Source organism: Nocardia sp. NPDC050713 (assembly GCF_040654315.1).
Classification (GTDB): domain Bacteria; phylum Actinomycetota; class Actinomycetes; order Mycobacteriales; family Mycobacteriaceae; genus Nocardia.
On sequence record NZ_JBFAHS010000001.1, the window covers coordinates 252,879 to 272,981 of the forward strand.

At 69.7% G+C, this 20,103-nt stretch carries 14 protein-coding genes; 7 read left to right on the forward strand and 7 right to left on the reverse strand.

The window, feature by feature from the left end; all coding sequences use genetic code 11:
- Window positions 1-139: 139 nt before the first annotated feature.
- Both AB0H49_RS01070 and eccCa read right to left on the reverse strand, forming a co-directional pair.
- Window positions 140-1,600 carry a type VII secretion-associated protein gene (locus tag AB0H49_RS01070; protein WP_357245794.1) on the reverse strand — a complete coding sequence of 487 codons (1,461 nt, stop codon included), beginning with the start codon at window positions 1,598-1,600 and terminating at the stop codon, window positions 140-142.
- Window positions 1,579-5,622, reverse strand: coding sequence for a type VII secretion protein EccCa (gene eccCa / locus AB0H49_RS01075; protein ID WP_357245797.1), 4,044 nt, complete (start codon window positions 5,620-5,622; stop codon window positions 1,579-1,581). The genes AB0H49_RS01070 and eccCa overlap by 22 nt, the downstream gene beginning before the upstream one ends.
- Window positions 5,623-5,946: 324 nt before the next feature.
- Here eccCa and eccD point away from each other — a divergent pair, with 324 nt between their 5' ends.
- Window positions 5,947-7,413, forward strand: a complete 1,467-nt coding sequence (gene eccD / locus AB0H49_RS01080; protein ID WP_357245800.1) for a type VII secretion integral membrane protein EccD — start codon at window positions 5,947-5,949, stop codon at window positions 7,411-7,413.
- Window positions 7,410-8,819, forward strand: a complete 1,410-nt coding sequence (gene mycP / locus AB0H49_RS01085) for a type VII secretion-associated serine protease mycosin (protein WP_357245803.1) — start codon at window positions 7,410-7,412, stop codon at window positions 8,817-8,819. Before eccD ends, mycP begins: the two co-directional genes overlap by 4 nt.
- Window positions 8,820-8,856: 37 nt before the next feature.
- On the opposite strand, the gene AB0H49_RS01090 is transcribed toward mycP, so the two are convergent.
- Window positions 8,857-10,512 (reverse strand): enoyl-CoA hydratase-related protein, encoded by a 1,656-nt coding sequence (locus AB0H49_RS01090; protein ID WP_357245806.1) that lies wholly within the window; start codon window positions 10,510-10,512, stop codon window positions 8,857-8,859.
- Between the two features lie 349 nt (window positions 10,513-10,861).
- Between AB0H49_RS01090 and AB0H49_RS01095 the strand changes: the two genes are divergently transcribed.
- Window positions 10,862-11,671 carry a potassium channel family protein gene (locus AB0H49_RS01095; RefSeq protein WP_357245809.1) on the forward strand — a complete coding sequence of 270 codons (810 nt, stop codon included), beginning with the start codon at window positions 10,862-10,864 and terminating at the stop codon, window positions 11,669-11,671.
- Window positions 11,672-11,683: 12 nt separating this feature from the next.
- On the opposite strand, the gene eccB is transcribed toward AB0H49_RS01095, so the two are convergent.
- Window positions 11,684-13,165, reverse strand: coding sequence for a type VII secretion protein EccB (gene eccB / locus AB0H49_RS01100; protein WP_355000101.1), 1,482 nt, complete (start codon window positions 13,163-13,165; stop codon window positions 11,684-11,686).
- Between the two features lie 113 nt (window positions 13,166-13,278).
- Here eccB and eccE point away from each other — a divergent pair, with 113 nt between their 5' ends.
- Window positions 13,279-14,922 (forward strand): type VII secretion protein EccE, encoded by a 1,644-nt coding sequence (gene eccE, locus AB0H49_RS01105; protein WP_357245812.1) that lies wholly within the window; start codon window positions 13,279-13,281, stop codon window positions 14,920-14,922.
- Window positions 14,923-14,932: 10 nt separating this feature from the next.
- On the opposite strand, the gene AB0H49_RS01110 is transcribed toward eccE, so the two are convergent.
- A complete protein-coding gene (locus AB0H49_RS01110; protein ID WP_355000103.1) occupies window positions 14,933-15,535 on the reverse strand; it encodes an NAD(P)H-dependent oxidoreductase in 603 nt (200 codons plus the stop codon).
- A 123-nt stretch (window positions 15,536-15,658) separates the two neighbouring features.
- Between AB0H49_RS01110 and AB0H49_RS01115 the strand changes: the two genes are divergently transcribed.
- The gene (locus AB0H49_RS01115) at window positions 15,659-16,501 is read left to right on the forward strand and encodes an NAD(P)H-binding protein (RefSeq protein ID WP_357245816.1); all 843 of its coding nucleotides are present in this window, start codon (window positions 15,659-15,661) and stop codon (window positions 16,499-16,501) included.
- Between the two features lie 214 nt (window positions 16,502-16,715).
- Here the strand turns inward: AB0H49_RS01115 and AB0H49_RS01120 are convergent, their stop codons facing one another.
- Together AB0H49_RS01120 and AB0H49_RS01125 are read right to left on the reverse strand one after the other, a co-directional pair.
- A complete protein-coding gene (locus AB0H49_RS01120; protein WP_357245819.1) occupies window positions 16,716-17,747 on the reverse strand; it encodes an NAD-dependent epimerase/dehydratase family protein in 1,032 nt (343 codons plus the stop codon).
- Window positions 17,748-17,820: 73 nt separating this feature from the next.
- Window positions 17,821-18,630 carry an S-methyl-5'-thioadenosine phosphorylase gene (locus AB0H49_RS01125; RefSeq protein ID WP_357245822.1) on the reverse strand — a complete coding sequence of 270 codons (810 nt, stop codon included), beginning with the start codon at window positions 18,628-18,630 and terminating at the stop codon, window positions 17,821-17,823.
- A 118-nt stretch (window positions 18,631-18,748) separates the two neighbouring features.
- On the opposite strand from AB0H49_RS01125, the gene AB0H49_RS01130 reads away from it, so the two are divergent.
- Both AB0H49_RS01130 and AB0H49_RS01135 read left to right on the forward strand, forming a co-directional pair.
- On the forward strand, window positions 18,749-19,690 hold the full coding sequence (locus AB0H49_RS01130; protein ID WP_357245825.1) for a DMT family transporter: 942 nt from the start codon (window positions 18,749-18,751) through the stop codon (window positions 19,688-19,690).
- A gap of 72 nt (window positions 19,691-19,762) precedes the next feature.
- Window positions 19,763-20,098: a metal-sensitive transcriptional regulator gene (locus tag AB0H49_RS01135; protein ID WP_067785038.1), complete on the forward strand. Its 336-nt coding sequence runs from the start codon at window positions 19,763-19,765 to the stop codon at window positions 20,096-20,098.
- The last annotated feature ends 5 nt before the right edge of the window (window positions 20,099-20,103 follow it).

Below are 20,103 nucleotides of genomic sequence, written 5' to 3' on the forward strand. Positions count from 1 at the left end.
TGCCGCGTGAATGGTTCAGTAGGTTGAAACCATTCGCGAGAGTCGAAAAACGCACGCGTGATGCCGAACTGTCAGCGCGGGCCGCTCACAACGTCGATCAGCTGCGCCGCAGTGGAGTGAGCCGGTCGGACTCCCCCGCTCAGGGAATCACATGCACCGACGACGCGAAATCCTCACAGGTCGGCTCGAAGCCAGTCCACGTGTTCCCCACGTACTGGCATCCGATGCTGACCTGAATCCCGTGTTCCACCAACACATGCCACTGCACCGTGGAACCCTCCGGACGCTCCACGTAGGAAAGTCCGGAGCGGCCGCCGAAGACGACGTCGCGGCGGAGGTCGCCGATGGATGGCTTCGTCTTCATCTGGGCTTCGAGGTTGGCGGCGATCTGTTCGTAGCCGGCGTTGGGGGCGACCGGGGTTTGGACGAGGGTCATTCGGAAGCGGGCGCCGTCTTGGGGGGACAGGTCGACGCGGCCGCCGTTCTGGGCGGAGGGCGGGGTGAGTCGCCAGCCGTCCGGCACCTTGAAACGGATGCGGCCCACGGTTTCCTGCGGTCCCGGCGAGTTCGTCGGGGGCAGCGAGGGAATGGGTGGGACGGACAGTGTGATCGGTGCGGTGCTGGATGGCGCCGCGGCCGGGGCTTCGTCCGAGCCGCCGGATACGACGACGCCACCTACGACAACCGCGGCCACCACCGCGACCACGGCGACGCCCGCGAGGACGTACTTGGCGATCGGGCGGTCGGGGGCCTGGGCTGCGGCGCGTTCGCGCAGCGGCTGGAGCCATTCGTTGGTGGGCAGGGCCGGAGCCGCTTCGGGGCGGTACTCCGGTTCCTGGTGCGCGCCGCGGACGAGTTCGCCGCCGGAGATGGGGCGTAGTTCGGCGTCGGGGCCGCAGAACTGTTGCACCGCCGCGGCGATGAGGTCCAGCTTGGCCGGATCGGAAACACCGAAGGCTTGAACGACATCCGCAGGGCGGCCGTCGAGGAGACGGGTGATCAGGCTGGTCAACGTGTCGAACGCGCGCTGATCGTGGCCGAGGTCGGCGAGCGCGAGATTCGGTTCGTGCTCGCACGCTTCGACCTGGACGCCGAGGTGGCTGCGGGTCACCGCGGTGGCGGTGGTGGTGATGGCGCCGAACTCCAGGACGATGGTGCGGCGGCTACGCGCGGTGCCGTCGTCGACGGTGACCGCGCGCGAGGCGATCTCCTCGAACACGACGTCGTGCGCGAACCGGCGCGCGGCGGCGTCCAGCACGGCGCGGCGACTGCCGCCCCATTCCGTCGGGCAGACGAGGGTGATGCGCTCGCACGGGACGCCGACGCCGAGGTTCTCCAGCGCCGTGCCGAAGACCGCGGTCAAGGCTTCCGGCACCGTGGGTACCCGCGGCAGCAGCGCGATTCGCTCGGCGGGCACGAACTGCACGGCGGAGCTGACCTGGGTCGGCGGGTTCAACGACTCGCCGACGACCAGGTTTCCGTTGCTGCCCAAGACGACCGAGGGCGGTGCGTCCCAGTGCGTGGCGGGGCCGCGCGCCCAGATGCGGGTGTCTGTCAGGACCAGGTCGACCGACGACATCACTCGGCCGCCGGCATCCATGCCAGCTGGATCAGTTCCTGGGCGTTACGGGTGATGTACGTACCGCGGCCCGGCGGCAGCGGACTCGGGCGCACCGTACCCATCAGCACGCCCTCGTCCTTCGGGCAGCTCATGATCAGACCCGCCGAACCGAGATCCTTCATCCGCGCCATGGTGGCCTCGTACATGGCCCGGCTGGCGCCACCCGCGCGACGGGCGACGATCAGGTGGAAGCCGAGATCGCGGGCGTGCGGCAGGTGTTCGACGAGGGCCGAGACCGGGTTGCCCATGGAGGTGGCGACCAGGTCGTAGTCGTCGACGATGACGAACAGCTCCGGTCCGTTCCACCAGGACCTTTCGCGCAGCTGCTGCGGGGTGACGTCCGGGCCGGGCGTGCGCTGGGCGACGTAGGCGGCCAGGTCGTTCATGTTCTGCGTGAACTGCGGTGCGGTGGAACCGTATCCGGCGAGGTAGCCGTCGGGCACCAGGCCGAGCATGGTGCGGCGATAGTCGCCGAGGATGAAGCGGGCCTCGTTCGGCGAGTTGGCGGCGGCGATGCCCTCGATGATCGAGCGCAGCAGCGTCGTCTTGCCCGACTCGCTGTCACCGATGACGATGAAGTGCGGGCTCTCGTTGAAGTCGAGGTAGACCGGCGCGAGCTCGGACTCGTTGATGCCGAGCGGGATGCGCACGTTCTTGACGCCCGAGTTGAGCTGCGACGGCCAGTTCCCGGCGAGCTGCAACAGCTGTTCGCGCGGCAGCACTTCGGGCAGCATGCGCGCGGCGGGCGCGTGCCGACCGGGGGTCAGGCGCGCGATGGTCGCCACGGCGTCGGCGACGGCCTGGCCGAGGTTGGTCGGGTCGGAGCTGCCGTCGATGCGCGGCAGACCCGTCAGCATGTGCAGGCAGTCCGGAGTCATACCGCGACCAGGGCGGCCCATCGGGACCAGCGCGGCGAATTTTCGGCCGAGGTCGGAGTCCATCGGGTCACCGAGCCGCAGCTCGATGCGGGTGCCGATCTGGTCCTTGAGCGCCGGACGCGCCTCGGCCCAGCGGGCCAGCGCGATGACGACGTGCACGCCGTACGAAAGACCTTGCACCGCAAGGTTCATGATCGGCTGCTCGAGCGGATCGAAGTCCTGCCGGATCGAGCCGAAGCCGTCGATCACCAGGAAGACGTCGCCGAACGGGTCCTCGTGCGCGCCCGCGGCGGCGGGGCTGCTGGACGGGTCCATCGAACGCAGGCGGCGGAACTCCGCCATCGACTCGATGCCGAGCTGACGGAACCGGGCCTCGCGCTGGCGGACGATGGTGGTCATCTCGGCGATGGTGCGCCGGACCTTGTCCTCGTCCAAACGGCTTGCCACCGAACCGACGTGCGGCAGGCCCTCCAGGCTGGCCAAGGTACCGCCACCGAAATCGAGGCAGTAGAACTGCACCTGCTCGGCGGTGTGCGTCATCGACATCGCCATGATCATGGTGCGCAGCGCGGTGGACTTGCCGGACTGCGGACCGCCGACCACCGCGACATTGCCTCGGGAACCGGACAGGTCCACGACCAAGGGATCGCGGCGCTGGTCGTACGGGCGGTCGACAATGCCGATCGGCGCGCGCAACGTCGCGACGGCCGAGTACTCGCCGGTGAGGATCGAGCGCGGGATGAGCTGGTCCAGCGTCGGCGCCTCGTCCAGCGGCGGCAGCCAGATCTCGTGCGCCGGTCGGCCGTGCCCGCGGATACGCGAGACGAGCATGTTGACGTTCGAGATCTGCTCGCCGTCCTCGGTGTGGTGCTCCTCCGGCTCGCTGCTGCCCTGGGTGGGCAGCGGCACCCGGTCGATGGCGCGGAAATCCACGTGGTGGGCGGTGAAAGGCCGTGCCTTCACGTCGATCTCGCCGCCCGCGACACCGGCCTGGGTCACCTCGCGCTGCGAGCCGCCGCCGACGTATGGGCCGGAGACGTAGGAGGCCTGGAAGCGCTGGATCTCACCGGAGTCGGACTTCAGGTAACCGCCACCGGGGCTGTTGGGCAGGTTGTAAGCGTCGGGCACGCCGAGCACCTGACGGGATTCGTTGGCGGAGAACGTCTTCAGACCGATCCGGTAGGACAGGTGGCTCTCCAGGCCCTTCAGCTTGCCCTCTTCCAGGCGCTGCGAGGCGAGCAACAGGTGCACGTGCAGCGAGCGGCCGAGTCGACCGATCATCACGAACAACTCGGCGAAATCGGGGTGCTGGGTGAGCAATTCGGAGAACTCGTCGAGCACCACGAAAAGCGCGGGTAGCGGGTCCAGGTCGGCGCCCGCCGCGCGGGCCTTCTCGTACTCCGAGACGTTGGCGAAGTTGCCCGCTTGGCGCAGCACTTCCTGGCGACGGTTCATCTCACCGGCCAGCGCGTCCTTCATACGGTCGACGAGGTCGGCTTCGTCCTCGAGGTTCGTGATGACGGCCGCGACGTGCGGCACGCCGTCCAGACCGAGGAAGGTCGCACCACCCTTGAAGTCGACGAGCACCAGGTTGAGCTGGTCGGGCGAGTGAGTGGCCAGCAGGCTGAGCACCAGGGTGCGCAGGAACTCGGATTTACCGGAGCCGGTCGCGCCGATGCACAGGCCGTGCGGTCCCATGCCGTTCTCGGCGGCTTCCTTGATGTCGAGTTCGATCGGCAGTCCCGCGGCGTCGAGGCCGAACGCGACGCGCAGGCGTTCCCGGCCGTAGCGGGGCCGCCACGCGCTCTCCGGGTTGAACGAGCCGATGTCGCCGAGGTTCATCAGCTGCGCCCAGCTCGAGATGACCTCGGTGTCCTCGGTCTCCACGTCGCTGCTGCGCTGGGTAGCCGCGCGATAGGGCGCGAGCCTGCGCGCGGCCTGCTGGGCCTGGTGCGCGCTGATCCGGTCGATGAGCGCGAACCGCTCCTGGTTGCCGGTGGCGCCGCGGCCGACGCACTCGCCGTTCTCGACGACCATCTTGATGCCGCGCGAAACCGCGAGGCGCGGAGCGTATCCGCACAGATCGATGATGGTGACGCCCTCGTAGCCGGATTCGCGCAGCTGATCGTCCTCGGCCTCCAGCAGGCCGCCGTCGACCACGATGACGAGCTGCACCAGACCGGCGTTCGCGGGCTGGTTACGCGAGTAGCGAACGCGATTGGCCAGCAGCGGGTGCAGGCTCGCGGTGGCCTCCCGGATCGAGCCGTAGAACATGCGCTGGGTGCCGATGCCGTCCTGGGCGTCGGGATGCTGGGTGTGCGGCAGCCACTTGGTCCACTCCCACTCGCGCGCGGTGTCCGGCCCGCACACCACGGCGACGAGCACTTGGTCCGGGCCCTGGAACATGCACAGCTGCAACAACATCGCCCGCACCATGTCGCGGGCCTCGTTCCGGTCGCCGTCCAACGCGATGGTGGCGAAGCCCTTCACCGCGATCGCGGTCGGCAGATCCGGCACCGTCGAGTGCGCGCGCACGAAGCGCCGCAGCGACACCGCGGCAATCGGTTCCAGCTCCTCGACCGGGCCGGTCTCCGGCGCGACCAGCCGGGTGGCCAGGCGCTGCCCGCCGATGCCGATGCGGGCGTGGCAGAAGTCCTTGTCCCCCGCGCGGCGCTCCCACATGCGGCTGGTGCCGGCGAGCATCCAGATCAGGCCGGGCTCGGGGTGGCTCCATTCCACCGACGCGCGTTGCTGTTTGGCGGTCTCGTCGACGTCCTTGCGCACCTGGTCGAGGTAGCGCAGGTAGTCCTTGCGGTCCTCGTTCGCCTCGGCCGCCTTCTGGCCCTTGCCGCCGCCCTGGCCCGCGAACATGCCGACCATCGAGAACAGCATCATGATCGGGAACATCATGCTCATCGGGTTCGACGCGATGCCGCCGCCCTGGGTGAACAACAGCGCCATCATGCCGACCATGCCGATGATCATCACGACGGGCATCAGCTTCATCAGCAGATTGCCCGGTGTGACCCTTGGGATCTCGGGCGGCGGCTGGAGAGTGACCTCGCCACCGGGCGTACGCGGCATCTCTCGACGAGCACGGCGCTGGAACCGGACTGTGCTCATGCGTGCGCCTCGCTCGGCTCGGCCATACCCGAGGCCCGCAGGCTCATGTTTCGATCACCGCGTTCGCTCATGCCCGCGCCTCGCTGGCGCTCGGCTTCGGCATGCGCGAGGCGCGCTGGCACAGGATTCGCTCACTGCGTTCGCTCATCGGACGAGAATTCCCCCTCTTCACATGCTGCGACTTCGGGCTCAGTGTAGAGGCCACCGCCGACATGTCGTACAGTTCGACCTGCATTCTGCTGCCCCGACGCCAGGGTCGCAAGCTCGCCCCCCAGCGCGACGGGTCAGCGGAAAATCGAGGTAGAACACCAGGTTGGGGGAAGTTTGACGCACGCGCGACTTGACCACATCGACGAAGACTCCTCGCGCGGTATCGTCCGTGCGCCGGATCTGGCTCGGGTGACGATCCTGGCGAAGCACACCCAGGTGGACATGGCGATCCCGGTCGACGTGCCGGTCGCGCTGGTGATCCCGAGCGTCGTCGACATGGTCGCTCAGCACAGCCGCACCAACGATTTCGACAACGAAGGCGAGCGCTTCGAGCCCGCCGAGTGGGTGCTGGCCAGGATCGGTCACCCGCCGTTCTCGAACTCGCTCAGCCTCGGCGAGCACGGCGTGCGCGACGGCGAGCTCCTCATGCTGGAGAGCGCCTCGCACACCGCGCCGACACCGCTTTTCGACGACATCATGTACAACGTCGCGATCGCGGACACCGACCACTACCGCAGCTGGACGCCGAAAACCGCGCGGATCACCGGCTCGATTCTCGCCGCGCTCACGATGATCGTCGGTTGCCTCGGCCTGTTGCTCGCGCCGGAGGAGCTACCGGAGTGGGTCAGCGGTTCGATCGCGTTGGCGGTGGCCATTCTGCTCGTCGTCGCGGGCATGGTGCTGAGCCGGATGTACGGCGACACCGCGACCGCGCTCGTGCTGGGCGGCTGCGCGCTGCCCGCCGCGCTCACGGCCGGAATGCTGTATGTACCGGATCATTACGGCTGGGCCCACATCCTGCTCGGATCGGTGTTGCTGGGGGCCACCGCGATTCTGGCGTGGCGCGTCACCGGCGTCGGTCTCGCGCTGTTCATCGGCACGGCCGCGCTCGCGGTGTACGCGGTGCCCGCCGCTCTGGTCGGGCTGCTCACCGATCAGCCGCTGAAGGCGATCGGCGCGGTGGCCGCGGCGCTGGGTCTCGCGGGTCTCTCGCTCTCGCCGCGGATTTCGATGCTGCTGGCCAAACTGCCACTGCCGCCGGTGCCTTCGCCAGGCACCCCGATCGACCCGACCGAGGACGACCCCGACGATCACCGCGCGCTGCCCACCATGGAGGCGCTGCGGGTGAAGTCGGAACGTGCCCGCATGTACCTCGCCGGTCTGGTCTCGGCGACCACGCTGGTCACCGTCGCGGGCGCGCTCGCCGCGACGGATCCGGAGTCCGGTGACGCCTACTGGCAGGGCATCGCGCTCGCGTTGGTCTGCGCGGCGGTGCTGATGTTCCGCAGTCGCACCTACGCGGGCGCCGAGCAGGCGGTCGTGCTGATCGCCGGTGGCGCTTCGATCGTGCTGATCATGTTGGTGGGGGCCGGTTTCGCGATGGACATGCCGCTCGCCGTCTTCGGCGCGGCGATGCTGATCCTGGTGGCCGCGCTGATCCTGGGCATCATCGTCCCGAACCAGTCGGCCACGCCGCCCATGCGCCGTGGCGTGGAGCTGCTGGAGTACGCGTTCGTCGCGGCGGTGCTGCCGCTCGTGTTCTGGGTGGCCTCGCTCTACTCCCTCGTCCGCGGGCTGTGAACGCGCACTTGCGCGTTGCCGCCGTCGCGGTGACGCTCGGGCTTTCGGCATCGTTCGGCGTCGGCTCCGGACACGGCGTCGCGCAGGCCGATCGGCCGCCCGCGGTGAATCCGGCGCTGCGGCCCGCGGGCGATCCCGCCGCGCCGCCCGACAAGACCGAACGCCCGCCCAACTCGAACTGCGCCGACATCGTGACCGGCGGCGACGGGCCGACCATCCCCGCGGCGCAGCGCGCGCTCGATCTGGAGCGCGCCTGGCAGTTCTCCAAGGGCGAGGGCCAGGTCGTCGCGGTGATCGACACCGGAGTCGCGCGGCATCCGCGGTTGCCCGGCCTGGAGGCGGGCGGCGATTACGTCGCCGCGGGCGGTGACGGCACCGAAGACTGCGACGGGCACGGCACTTTCGTCGCCGGACTGATCGCCGCCTCGCAGGTCGAGGGCCAGGGCTTCGCCGGTGTGGCGCCCGAGGCGCGCATCATCACCATCCGCCAGACCAGCAAGATGTATCAGCGCGAGGGCGCGTCGAGGGACAAGCCTCCGGACGCCCTGCCCACCGGCTACGGCACCCTCGCCACGATGGCGTCGGCGATCGTGCGCGCGGTGGACTTGGGCGCGACGGTCATCAACATCTCCGAGGTCTGGTGCGGGTCGTCCAATGATCTCGACGGCGCGATCGGCGCGGCGTTGCAGTACGCGCTGGACAGCAACGTCGTCGTGGTCGCCGCGGCGGGCAACAACGACACCGAGGACTGCAAGCCGGTGAACAAGGTGATCGACCCGCTCGCCCCGACGTCCGATCCGTGGAGCAATGTCACGGTCAACGTCAGCCCGGCGCGCTGGGACGACTACGCCCTCTCGGTCGGCTCGATCGACCAGAACGGCGCGCCGTCCAAGTTCACCGTGCCCGGCCCGTGGCTGAGCGTGGCCGCGACCGGCGAGAACATGATCTCGCTCAACCCGCGCGGCGACGGCACCGCGATCGGCGCGGTCGATCAGCGCGGGCAGCAGAACCCGATCAGCGGTACCAGCTTCGCCACGCCGCTGGTTTCCGGCGTCGTCGCGCTGGTGCGGTCCCGGTTCCCGGAAATGAGTGCGCGCGAGGTCATTCGGCGCATCCAGGCCACCGCGCACGCGCCCGCCGAGGGCTGGAACCAGTACCTCGGCTACGGCGCGGTCGACCCGATCGCCGCGCTGACCAACGCGGTGCCCGACAAACTGCCGCCGAAGCGACCGACACCGCCGCGCAGCGAGCAGCTCGCCGTGCCCGCACCGCCGCCGCCACCGGACAACACCGCGCGCGACGTCGCGCTGATCGGCACCGGCATCATCGCGACCGCGTTGATCCTGGGCTACCTCGCGTCGTTCCCGATCCGCCGCCGCTTCGGCGTCACCTCGGACGACATGTGACCGCCGACCGCCTCGGGCGCGCGAATGCCCGAGGCGGTCAGCGCGATGCGGTCGGGGCGGTACGAACTCGCTTGGCGAGGAAGGCCCGTCGTCGCGTGTCGAAGTCCGCGCCGTAGAGGTCGGTGCGCATACGGGCCAGTTCCTGGTGCTCGTGGGCAGCGATCAGCGCGCACTCGCCGTCGTCCGCGAGGCGGGTTCGTTTCGCCGCCATGATTCGCGTCCACGCCGTCGGTTCGGTGTAAGAACGAGCGAGGTCGTCGAGCCAGTCGTCGAAACCGCGTCCGATAGGGCCGATTTCGTTCAGCAGACCCAGGTTCAGCGCGGTGGCGGTGTCGATGGGTTGTGCGTCGTTCAGCAGTCGCTCGGCGACGGCGGGCCCGACGCGCCGAGGGAGGGTGAGGGTGTGGAATTCCGAGCCGCTCAGGCCGAGCGACTTGTAATGCGCGTTCACCGTGGCGCTTTCCCGCGCGACGACGATGTCGGCCGCGAGGGCGAGCATCACGCCGCCCGCGCCGGCGTCGCCGGTGATCGCCGCGATGGTGAGTTGGTCCGCGCACAGCAGTAGCGCACGGCAGACGGAGTTCATCGCGCGGATGTTCGCCCAGCCCTCCGCGGCGGGGTCGGCGGCGAATTCGATGGCGCCGAGGTGTATCCCGGTCGAGAAGAACGGTCCCGCGCCGCCGCGAAGTACCAGGACCTTGGTGTCCTGAGCGGCGGCGAACTCGATCGCGGCGGCCAAGCGGTGGCACTGCCCGGTGGTGAGCGCGCCGTTGTACGGGTCGATGGTGATGACACCGACAGGGCCGTCGGCGCGGTAATGGATGTCGCCGGGGCACGCCGGATCCATCGTGGCCGGTATGGTCGCGGCCCGAACTCCGGTTCGGGTGAGCACGCCGAGTGCGGGCCCCTTGCACCTCGACTCGGCCTCGCCCGCGGCGCGCAGGTGCCCGACCCAGATAGTGCCCGAGCCGCAGGCGATTTCGATCGCGTGGTGGCGGCGGCCGACCAACGTGCCCGGCTCGGCTGCTATCGGGCCGCACCGCCCCGGCTGGGCGTCGTAGAGGTAGACGGAGCGGTCCGCGAGAACGGACAGCACGCCGGGTGCGCCGTCCGCGGCACGAACTCGGTGCGCGATCGTCTCGGCGTTGTCGGACCAGTCGAATGCGCGGTCGGCCTGACGCATGGCCGAACGGCTTCGCGCGTGCGGAATCGCTCGCGGCACCTCCGCCTGATCGAACGGAACGAAATCGGTGTCGAGCGCGCGGCTCACGGCCGCGAGGACGCACTCGATCGCGGCGTCGGCGACGACGGTGCCGTAGAGCGTGCTCTTGCGGCGGCGCGCGTCGAACGGGAAGGTGCGCCAAGCCCACACCGGGCCCGCGTCCAGATCCTCGACGGCGGAGAGCACGGTGACACCCCAGTAGGGCTCGCGATCGGTGATGGCCCAGTCCAGCGACGACGGCCCCCGGTCGCCGATGGGGCCAGGGTGGACGATCACCACCGGGACGGCGCCGTGGCAGATCTGGCGCGGGATGCGGCGGGTCAAGTAGGTGCAGACGATCATGTCGACGCCGGAGGCCGCGGCGCGATCCATGTCGGATTCCGTCTCCACGACCGCGGTGTGCACGAGATATCCGCACCGTCGCAGCGCGAGGGCAGCGCGCACCGTCAATCCGTTCTCGGCGCTGCACATCAACAGAATCTGTCGGCGCATCCTGGTCGGCCCTTCGGCTGGCGAGAGCGGTTCGGGCGCGCCCTTCGCTCCGGCCGGGCCGGGCCGGGTCCCGCGGGCAGCGCCAGTGCGGCGGCAACGCTGCGCTCACGCCCTTTATCCGCCTGACCTGCGACAACCTGGCTAGCGGCGACCTGACGCAAGCACCATCAGGCGACCAAGTGTAGTTCGCGGCCGCCGCGGTCCGGGCGTACTTCGGCTCGACGTGTGCTCGATAGCCGTGCCGCCCGAGGTCGGTCGACCTGTAGCCTCAGCCGCAATCGACGGGCGACTCACCGCCCCACACCGCAGAGCAGCAGGTAGTACCCCGATGACCGACCAGACCTCGATCGTGACCCGCAGGCAAGCGTGGGAGCGCGCGACCAACGTGCCGATGATGGCGTTGGCGGTGACGTTCCTCGGCGTGTACGCGTGGCACGTGCTCGACACCGGGGCTTCGCCGCGGCTGGATTCCTGGCTGACCGGCGTCGACATCCTGATCTGGACGCTGTTCGCCGCGGACTTCGCGGTGCGGCTGTGGCTGTCTACCGATCGGTGGCGGTTCGTGCGGCGGCATCCACTGGAGCTACTGATCGTGGTGCTGCCGCCGTTCCGGCCGCTGCGGCTGTTGCGGGCGGCGCTGCTGCTGTTGGACACGCTGAACCGCACCACTGTCACGCGGGCCCGGCTCTCGGTGTTCGTCGGCGCCAGCTCGGCGCTGATCCTGCTGCTGTGCAGCCTGGCCTTCTTCGACGCCGAGTACGGCGCGCCCGACAGCAAGATCACCGATTTCGGTGACGCGCTGTGGTGGTCGGCGGTCTCGGTGACCACCGTCGGCTACGGCGACGTCTATCCGGTGACCACCGAGGGTCGCTTGATCTCCTTGATCCTGATGACCTTCGGCATCGGACTGATCAGCTTCGCGATCGGCACCACCACGAGCTGGGTGATCGATCAGCTGAAGACGGTAGAGGTCAACGCCGAGCGCACCGATCGGGAGATCTCGGTTTTGCTCGATGAGGTGCGCGCGCTCCGAAGCGAAGTCGCCGTACTGCGCGAAGGCACCGCGCCGCACGAGGACACCGCGCCGCGCGAAGCGCCGCACGAGGACATCGCGCCGCGCGAAGCCGAACGGCGCTGACCCGCCTCGCGTCTACTTCTGGGTATTGCCAACGGGCTTCGAAGCCGGTGACGGATCGGGCGCGACACCGTCGTGCGCGACCATCGCCTCTTCGCGCCCGAGCGTGGGCCCGTTCGCGAGCAGACCCACGATCGGCCACGGCGCGGGCTCGGGTTTCACACCGGCCTCGGCGTCCAGACCGAGCGCCTTCTGCGCGTCGGCGTTCTTGATGCCGAAACGCACACCCGTGTCGGCGACGTAGAAGAGGGAATCCTTACGCCTGCTGTCGGGTTCGATGCCGGTCGTCTGCACGAACGCGCCGGTGCCCGGCGGCACGTACACCGAGTCCGCGTTCGGCCCCGAGCCGTCGGCCTGAGCCAGCGGCACCGCCTTGGCCTTGTCGGGCATCGGCAACGCGACACCGGTGACCACCGACAGATCGGCCTGCATACCGCCGTCCTTCGCGGCCGGGTTCGGCTTCCAGGACAAGCAGCTGATCGGCCGGTCCTTGATATCGACGATCGTGGGCACAATCGTCGGATAGGTGTCGACCGCCAGCGCGGTGGCGATGTTCGCGCTCGTCTTGTCGGTCGGGTCGATCCAGGACGCACCCGGGGTCGATCGGTATGTGGCGCGGATGATTTCCGCCGTCACTTCCGAGATCGCCTGCAGACCTTCGTGCAGCACCACGTAATTCTGGTCGGGATCCGAGGACACCTGCACCACGTCACCGACCCGTCGGTCGCCGACCTGATAGCTCACGCGCGCGCCGGGATCGTTGATCTTCGGCGGAACGATTTGCGGCACTTCGGGAATGGCGTTGAGCAACCCCTCGCTGACCGGCCGCGGCGTCGCGCCGGTGATGCCGAGCGCGTCGGTCACCCTGCGGTCGTTCATGTCCACGCGGGCGCGCGTCTTGTTGTAGACCAGATACGCCTGCTCTTTCACCTTCACGAGCAGCGCGCGGTCGGCGGGCATCACCGAGGCCTTGTCGCCCAGTTCCAGGTCACCAGCGAGCACGGTGGTGGTGAAATCCTTGGAGCCGTCGACCTTCATCACGTCGCAGACCGTCCATGCCCGGCCCTTGCCGTCCTTGTCGTAGCGCAAAGCGGCTGGCGCGCCGGGGATTCCGATCAGCTGGCCGCGCGGCTTCTTGCCGAGCTCGGACTCCTTGACGATGGTGGCCTTGCCCGACTCGCCAGACGCCAGCCGTGCCGAGGCCAGATTCAACGCGGGATGCACGACGCCGTCGATCTGCACGTAGACGCCGCCGGACTCCTTGCCGATCAGCAGCACGTTGTTGCCGATCTTGTCCTGCGGGCGGAGCAGCGCGAGGATGCCGCAGCCTGCGAGCACCACGATGGCCAGGACCAAACCCGCCGCGTAGGCGCGGGATTGCGAGCGCATCGGATCGTGCAGCATGCGCACGTCCCGGCGCACGAGCGCGTGCTCCATCCGGCGTACCAGGAAGCGGTAACCGCTCACCTGCCAGCGCGTGGTGGGTTTTGAAGGCATGGTTCCTCCCCCGAACAGTGCTCACGTTCGCGGAACACAGTACAGTTCCCTGGGACTCTTGTTCAGCTCGGCCGGTAGGAAACGGTCGATACCGGGTATTTTGGGGGACGCTGATGGCCGAAGCCACAGGGGCGGGACCACGTCCGCTGCTTGGTCGCATCTCGCTGCCGAATCTGTTGATCGCACAGGTGATCGGCATGATCGCCGGAGTGATCTCGTTGGTGGCCGGTCTCGGCGGGTGGCCGGCGCTCGCCGTCGCCGTCGCGGTCGGTCTGCTTCCGCTGATCCCGATCGCCAAACGCACCGTGCTGGACTGGATCGCGACCTGGTGGCGCTACATCACCCAGCGCGACTACGAGATCGGCGACACCGTCGACTTCCGCGGCCCCGACGACCGCTCGCTCGGTCTGTACTGGGACGGCACCCGGGTGGTGACGGTCGTCGAGGTGCTGCCGCCCAAGGGCGGACTGACTCGCATCTCCAGCAGCACCGTGCACGCCTCGCACCTGCTGCCGCTTCCCGAACTCGCCGCCTGCCTCAACCAGCACGACATCCTGCTCAGCGGCATCGACATCATCAGCCATGGGCACCGCAGCCGCGCGGGCACACCGGCGGGCAAGATCTACGAGACGCTGCTCGGCCCGCTGCCCGCCACCGCGCACCGCGCCGTGTGGCTGGCGATCAGCTTCGACGCCATCGCCTGCCCGGACGCCGCGGCGCGGCGCGGCGGCGGCAGCGAGGGCGCCTCGCGCGCGGTAACCATTGCGACGCAACGCATCATGCGCGCGCTCGAGGACGCCGACTGCAGCGCCCGCATCCTGACCGCGCCCGAGATCCGCAAGGCCGTCCTGCAAATCACCGCGGGCTTCGATCCGCGCACCCTGACCCATCGCTGGCGCTACGCCGAGATCGGCAACGCCGTCAATATCGGCAGCGCGGTCGACCCGAAGCAGCTCGGCTCGGACCTGCTCGCGCAGCTGTGGGTCGCGCCCTCGCGCGGCACCACCGTCACCGTGCGGCTGCGCCCCGGCAGCTCCGCCGAATCGGTGAGCATCGGCGCGGCCTGGCGGCTGACCGCGCGCGAACTGCCCGAGCGCGGCAAGCTCACGGGCATGGTGTCGATGAACGGACGCCACCGCGACAGCCTGCTCGCGCACCTGCCGCTCGCCGTGCCCGGTCTCGACGACACCGTGCCGATGACCGAGTACCCGATCGATGTGATCGGCGCGCTGCACCTGCCGTCGTCCGGCTGCGGTCAGCTCATCGGTTCGGACGAGAACAATCAGGGTGTGGCCGTTCGCATCATCGGCACCGGCATCTCGACGGTCTACCTGGCGGGCGAGCTCTACTTGGCGCAGCAGTTGGTGTTCCGCGCACTGGCCGTCGGCGAGCGCATCCTGATCCGCACCGACCGCGCGCACGCCTGGGAGAACCTGGTGCAGACCATCGGCAACCCGGAGCGCCTGACCATCGCCGTCGAAACCCACCAGTCCGACGCGGGTTTCACCGCGACCGTGGTGGACGGGGTGCTCGCGCCCGCGCCGCACGCCGGTGTCACGACGATCTACGTGACCGGTGACCCGATGGGCTGGCCCGCGACCAGGCCGGACCTGTCCATCCACCAGCCCGGCGCGATCGGCAACCACGTGGTACTTCGCACCGGAACCGCGCAGGTGGATCTGACCCTGGTGTCGATCCCGCGCGAGGCCACCTACATCGGACATCCGCGCGGACGACGGCCCGTCGCCGCCCAGTGACGATCGGGCGTCAGCCGGGGTAGGGATCGGCCGCCCGCGCGGCCCGCAAATGCCGTGCCCACCAGTGCAATTGGCGGAGAAGCCGTTCGCTCGCGTCGATGGCCGCCCCGTCGGTCGGCGTGCCCGTGGCGTCGAACTGCCGCTTGGCCTGGTGGATGCTGACGGTCTCGCGGATCGAGACCATGTGGATCTCGGCGACAACCTGCCGGAGCTGTTCCACTGCGCGCAGGCCGCCGGAGAGTCCGCCGTAGGAGACGAAACCGATAGGCTTGCCGCGCCACTCGCGCTTGGCGGTGTCGAACGCGGTCTTGAGCGACGCCGGGTAGCCGTGGTTGTACTCGGAGGTGATCGCGACGAACGCGTCCGCGGCCGCCAGCCGGTCCCGGTAGGCCTGGGCCTCCGGGGTCTCGGTGAGATCCGTCGGCAGCGGTGTATCGATGAGATCGATGACGCCCGTGTCGAATTCGGGTCTGGCCCGGACGACGCGCAGGAACCAGTCGGCGACCACCGGAGCGAACCGCTCCGGGCGCACACTTGCCACGATGACCTCGAGCCGTACCGGGGTGTCCACCGGGCGAGCGTAATGGACGCGGGCCGTCGGCAGCTCGCGCATGGCCGCAGCGGTGGTACGCCGTGGTCCGGGTGCGCCGCTCCGATGCCACGTACATTGAATGGGCCAGCACCGAAAGCTGTTTGTGGGCACGATGTTTCGCAGCGGCGAGGCGAAGGAGACGATATGTACGTGGTGACCGGAGCGACCGGGAACATCGGCGCGGAACTCGTGCGCGCGCTCGCCGAAGACGGGCAGCGGGTGCGCGCAGTGGTGCGCGATCCGGCGCGCGCGTCGCTGCCGGACGGCGTCGAGGCGGTCACCGGCGATCTGAACCGGCCCGAGACCCTGGCCGAGGCGCTGGACGGCGCGCAGGGCATGTACCTGATGCCGGGCTACGAGCACCTCGACGAGCTGCTCGCGCTGGCGGGTAAGGCCGGGCTGGCGCGGGTGGTGCTGCTCTCGGGTGGGTCGGCGGCGCTGGCGGATCTCGGCAACGCTGTCTCCAGGTACATGGCGCTCTCCGAACAGACCGTGCGCGAATCCGGTCTGGCGTGGACCTTCCTGCGGCCGCGCTCGTTCATGTCCAACGCGCTGCGCTGGCTGCCGCAGCTGGCCGCGGGTGACGTGGTGCGCGCCCAGTTCTCGGGGGTGCGGGTCGCGGCCGTCGACCCCGCCGATATCGCCGCGGTGGCGGCGCGCGCGCTGACCGGCGGCGATCTCGACGGCCGGATTCTCGATCTCACCGGTCCTGCGGCACTGCTGCCCGCCGAGCAGGTCGCGATACTCGCCGAGGTCCTCGACCGGCCGCTCGTGTGTCGCGAACTCACCGACGACGAGACCCGCGCCGAACTCGCGGCGACCATGCCCCGCGCCTACGCCGAGGCTTTCACGAGCTTCTTCATCGACGGCACCCTCGACGAATCGGAGGTCCACCCGACCGTGCGCGAGGTGACGGGTCGCGAACCGCGCACCTTCCGTCAATGGGCGCAAGCGCATGCCGACGCGTTCCGGACCGAGTCCGCCTGACCTGTTCCCCACGCCGGGCAAGCATCAGCCCGCGACCGTCGACCGCAGTAGCGACCTCGGCCGCACTCCCTAGCGAGTGGGCCAGCACGCCTCACACGCACCAACCTGCGGGCTGAGATCTCGGCCCCGACCCTGCGAAGTCGGGCCGGACAAGAGCGCGGCGAGCGTCGGAGCGACCTCGCCGGTGCGTCGCGTGCGTCGCCGGGCAGCAGATTCAGCCCGCGGTCGCGACCTCCGCTGCACCCCTGGCGAATTCGGCCAGCCCGTCGGCCGGGACCACCTGCGCGGTGAAATCCAGTGCGCGCCGGGCACGTTCGGGGTCGGCGACGAAATGGCGCACGTCGCCGATCCGGTACTGGCCGGTCACGATCGGTGACGGCCCCCCGCGCGCCTTGGCCATGATGGAGGCCACCTCCCACAGCGTGATCGGATGACCGGAGGCGATATTGAGCGGAACGAAGCCGGGCAGCTGACGCTCCACCGCGGCGCGGGTCGCGGCGGCGGCGTCGCGGACGTGTACGAAATCCCGCACTTGGCCGCCGTCCTCGAACACCCGTGGCGCTTGGCCCGCGAGCAGTTCCTCGCGGAACCGGGGGGCCATGCCCGATCGGGCGCCGTCGCCGTAGATGTTGTGGTAGCGCAGCGCGGTCACCGACGCCCCGGTGCTCAGCGCCCAGGCCAGCGCGTACTGCTCCTGTGCCGCCTTGCTCGCGGCGTAGAAGCCGCGCGGCCGCAGCGGCGCCTCCTCGCCGACCGGCTCCCAGGTCAGCACCTCGCCGGTGCGCGGCGCGCGGTGGTCGAACATGCCGCGGTCGAGATCGGCGCGCGAGCGATGGCCGGGGAAGAACGGTCCGCCGCGCACGCTGCGATAGCGACCCTCGCCGTACACGGTGATGGACGAGGCGAGCACCAGGCGACGAACTCCGGCCTGACTCATGGCCGCGAGCAGGACCGCGGTGCCATGGTCGTTGTGCGCGGCGAACGCGGCGATGCCGGATTCCGATTCCGTGCTCGGCGCGGTGACGGCCGCGAGGTGACAGACGACCTCGACGCCGCTCAACAGCGGCGCGAGCGCGTCGGCGTCGCGGACGTCCACCTCGGCGACGCCCTCGGGCGGCTCGGCGTCGGGCCCGTGCACGTCGGCGAGCATCAGGTCGAGCGCGATCACCTCGTGCCCGGCGGCCGTGAGCGCGCCGCGCACGTGCGATCCGAGGAATCCGGCGGCCCCGGTGAGCAGTACCTTCATCGCAGCCACACCCCGCCGCCCACGGCCGACACCGGACCGATGGCGGCACGAACGTCGCACCGTCGCATACGGTTTACGGTAGTTCGAAAGGCAACGCCACGCCGGTATGGACACGGCACCGATCGCAGGTGTCGGTTCCGTCGACCGCCGCCACCGAGGCGCGGATGAGGTCTTTGAAGGGGGCGAGGTTGCGCTTGAACTCGGCGAAGACGTCGATGGCGTGCACGCCGTCGCCCTCCTCCAGGCCCGCGTCCAGGTCGGTCACCAAAGCGACTGCCGCGTAGCACATCTCCAGCTCGCGGGCGAGCACAGCCTCCGGATGACCGGTCATGTTCACCAGATCCCAGCCCTGCCCGGCGAACCAGCGGCTCTCGGCGCGGGTGGAGAAACGCGGTCCCTGCACCACGACCATGGTGCCGCCCGCCTTCAGCGGCAGCGCCTCGACCTCGGACTTCACCACGGCGCCGCGCAGTTCCTCGCAGTACGGGTCGGCGAACGAGACGTGCACGCCACCGCCGTCGAAGAAGGTCTGCGCGCGACCGGAGGTCCGGTCGACCAGCTGGTCCGGCACCGCGACGGTGCCGGTGCCCCAGTCGGCGCGCAGGCTGCCCACCGCGCACGGCGCCAGGATCCGCCGCACGCCCAGCGAGCGCAGCGCCCACATGTTGGCCTGGTAGGGCAGCGTGTGTGGCGCGTATTCGTGCTGCTTGCCGTGCCGGGGCACGAACGCCACCGGCCGTCCCTCGACCTCGCCCACCGCGATCGGCGCGCTCGGCTTTCCGTACGGGGTGTCGATCTCGACCTGGGTGGCGTCGTTGTCGAAGAAGTCGTAGAAACCGCTGCCGCCGATGACGGCGAGGGCGGGCCGGGGAAGCGAACTCATGGGGCCGATTCTTCCGTCCGTCCACGCTTCCCGCGCAACCGGTACCGCCTGCGTGACGGAGGCCACTCGGCCGCATGGGCAATGATAGGACGATTCATCGGTCCAGCTGGAGGTGTTCGTGTCGCGCTGGGGCGTGTGGTTGACCGTGGCGAGCGGCCTGGCGTTCGCCAGTTCCGGACCGCTCGCGAAATCCGTGCTCGCCGCGGACTGGTCGCCCGGCGCGGTGCTCGCCGTGCGGTTGACCGGCGCGGCGGCGATCATGCTCGTGATCGCCGCGCTCGCCGAACCCGACGGACTGCGCGGCAGCGTGCGCCATCTGCGCACCGTCGGCGCGTACGGCGTGATCGCGCTGGCGGGCGTGCAGGCGACGTTCTTCCTGTCGCTGGAGTACCTACAGGTCGGGGTCTCACTGATGATCCAGTTCCTGGCGCCGATCGTGGTCATCTGCTGGGACTGGGCGGTGCGCGGACGACGGCCGTCGGACGCCACCCTGCTCGGCGCGGCCGTCGCGCTCGTCGGCGCCGCGCTGGTGATCGACGTCTTCGGCGCGGGCGGGCTGAGCCTGCCCGGCTTGGGCTGGGCGGCGCTGTCCATGCTGTGCAACGCGGCGTTCTTCCTGCTCTCCGCACGCACGTCGGACAACCTGCGTCCGGTCGTCCTACTCGGCACCGGATTGACCGTGGCCGCGCTGACCAGCTGGGCACTCGGCGCGCTGACCGTGCTGCCGATCCACTTCGGCGGCGCCACCGCGAGCATGGCCGAGCGCCACCTGCCCGTCTGGCTGGCCCTCGCCCTGCTCATCCTGATCAGCACCGTGGTGGCCTACCTCTGCGGCGTGGCGGGCGCGGCGCGCATCGGTGCGACGCTGATGTCGCTGATCCTGCTGAGCGAGGTGCTGTTCGCCGTCGCGCTGTCCTGGCTGCTGATCGGCGAGGCGGTCGCGCCGATCCAGGCGCTCGGCGCGCTGCTCGTAATAGGCGGAATCGCGCTGGCCAGGTACGGTGCCGATCAGCGAGCGGCGCGGCGCGAGGAACCCGCGCCCAGCCGCGCGCGGACCTGACAAAACGCCGGTACGGATGTACCCTAGGGGGGTATTGCATCCGACCTTCCGGCAGGCAGCAAGGAGACAGCGGTGACCACCCCGGACGCGAGCACCACCAAGGACCAGCCGGGCCACGACCACTCGGCACACGGCTACATCACCGCCAAGGACGACTACCTCAAGCGCCTGCGCCGCATCGAGGGTCAGGCGCGCGGGTTGCAGCGGATGGTCGAAGAGGAGAAGTACTGCATCGACATCCTCACCCAGGTCTCCGCGATGACGAAGGCGCTGCAGGCGGTGGCGATGGGGCTGTTGGAAGACCACATCAGCCACTGCGTGGTGGACGCCGCGGTGGCGGGCGGCCCCGAAGCCGACGCCAAGATCAAAGAAGCCACCGACGCGATCGCGCGGCTGGTGCGCTCCTGATCGAG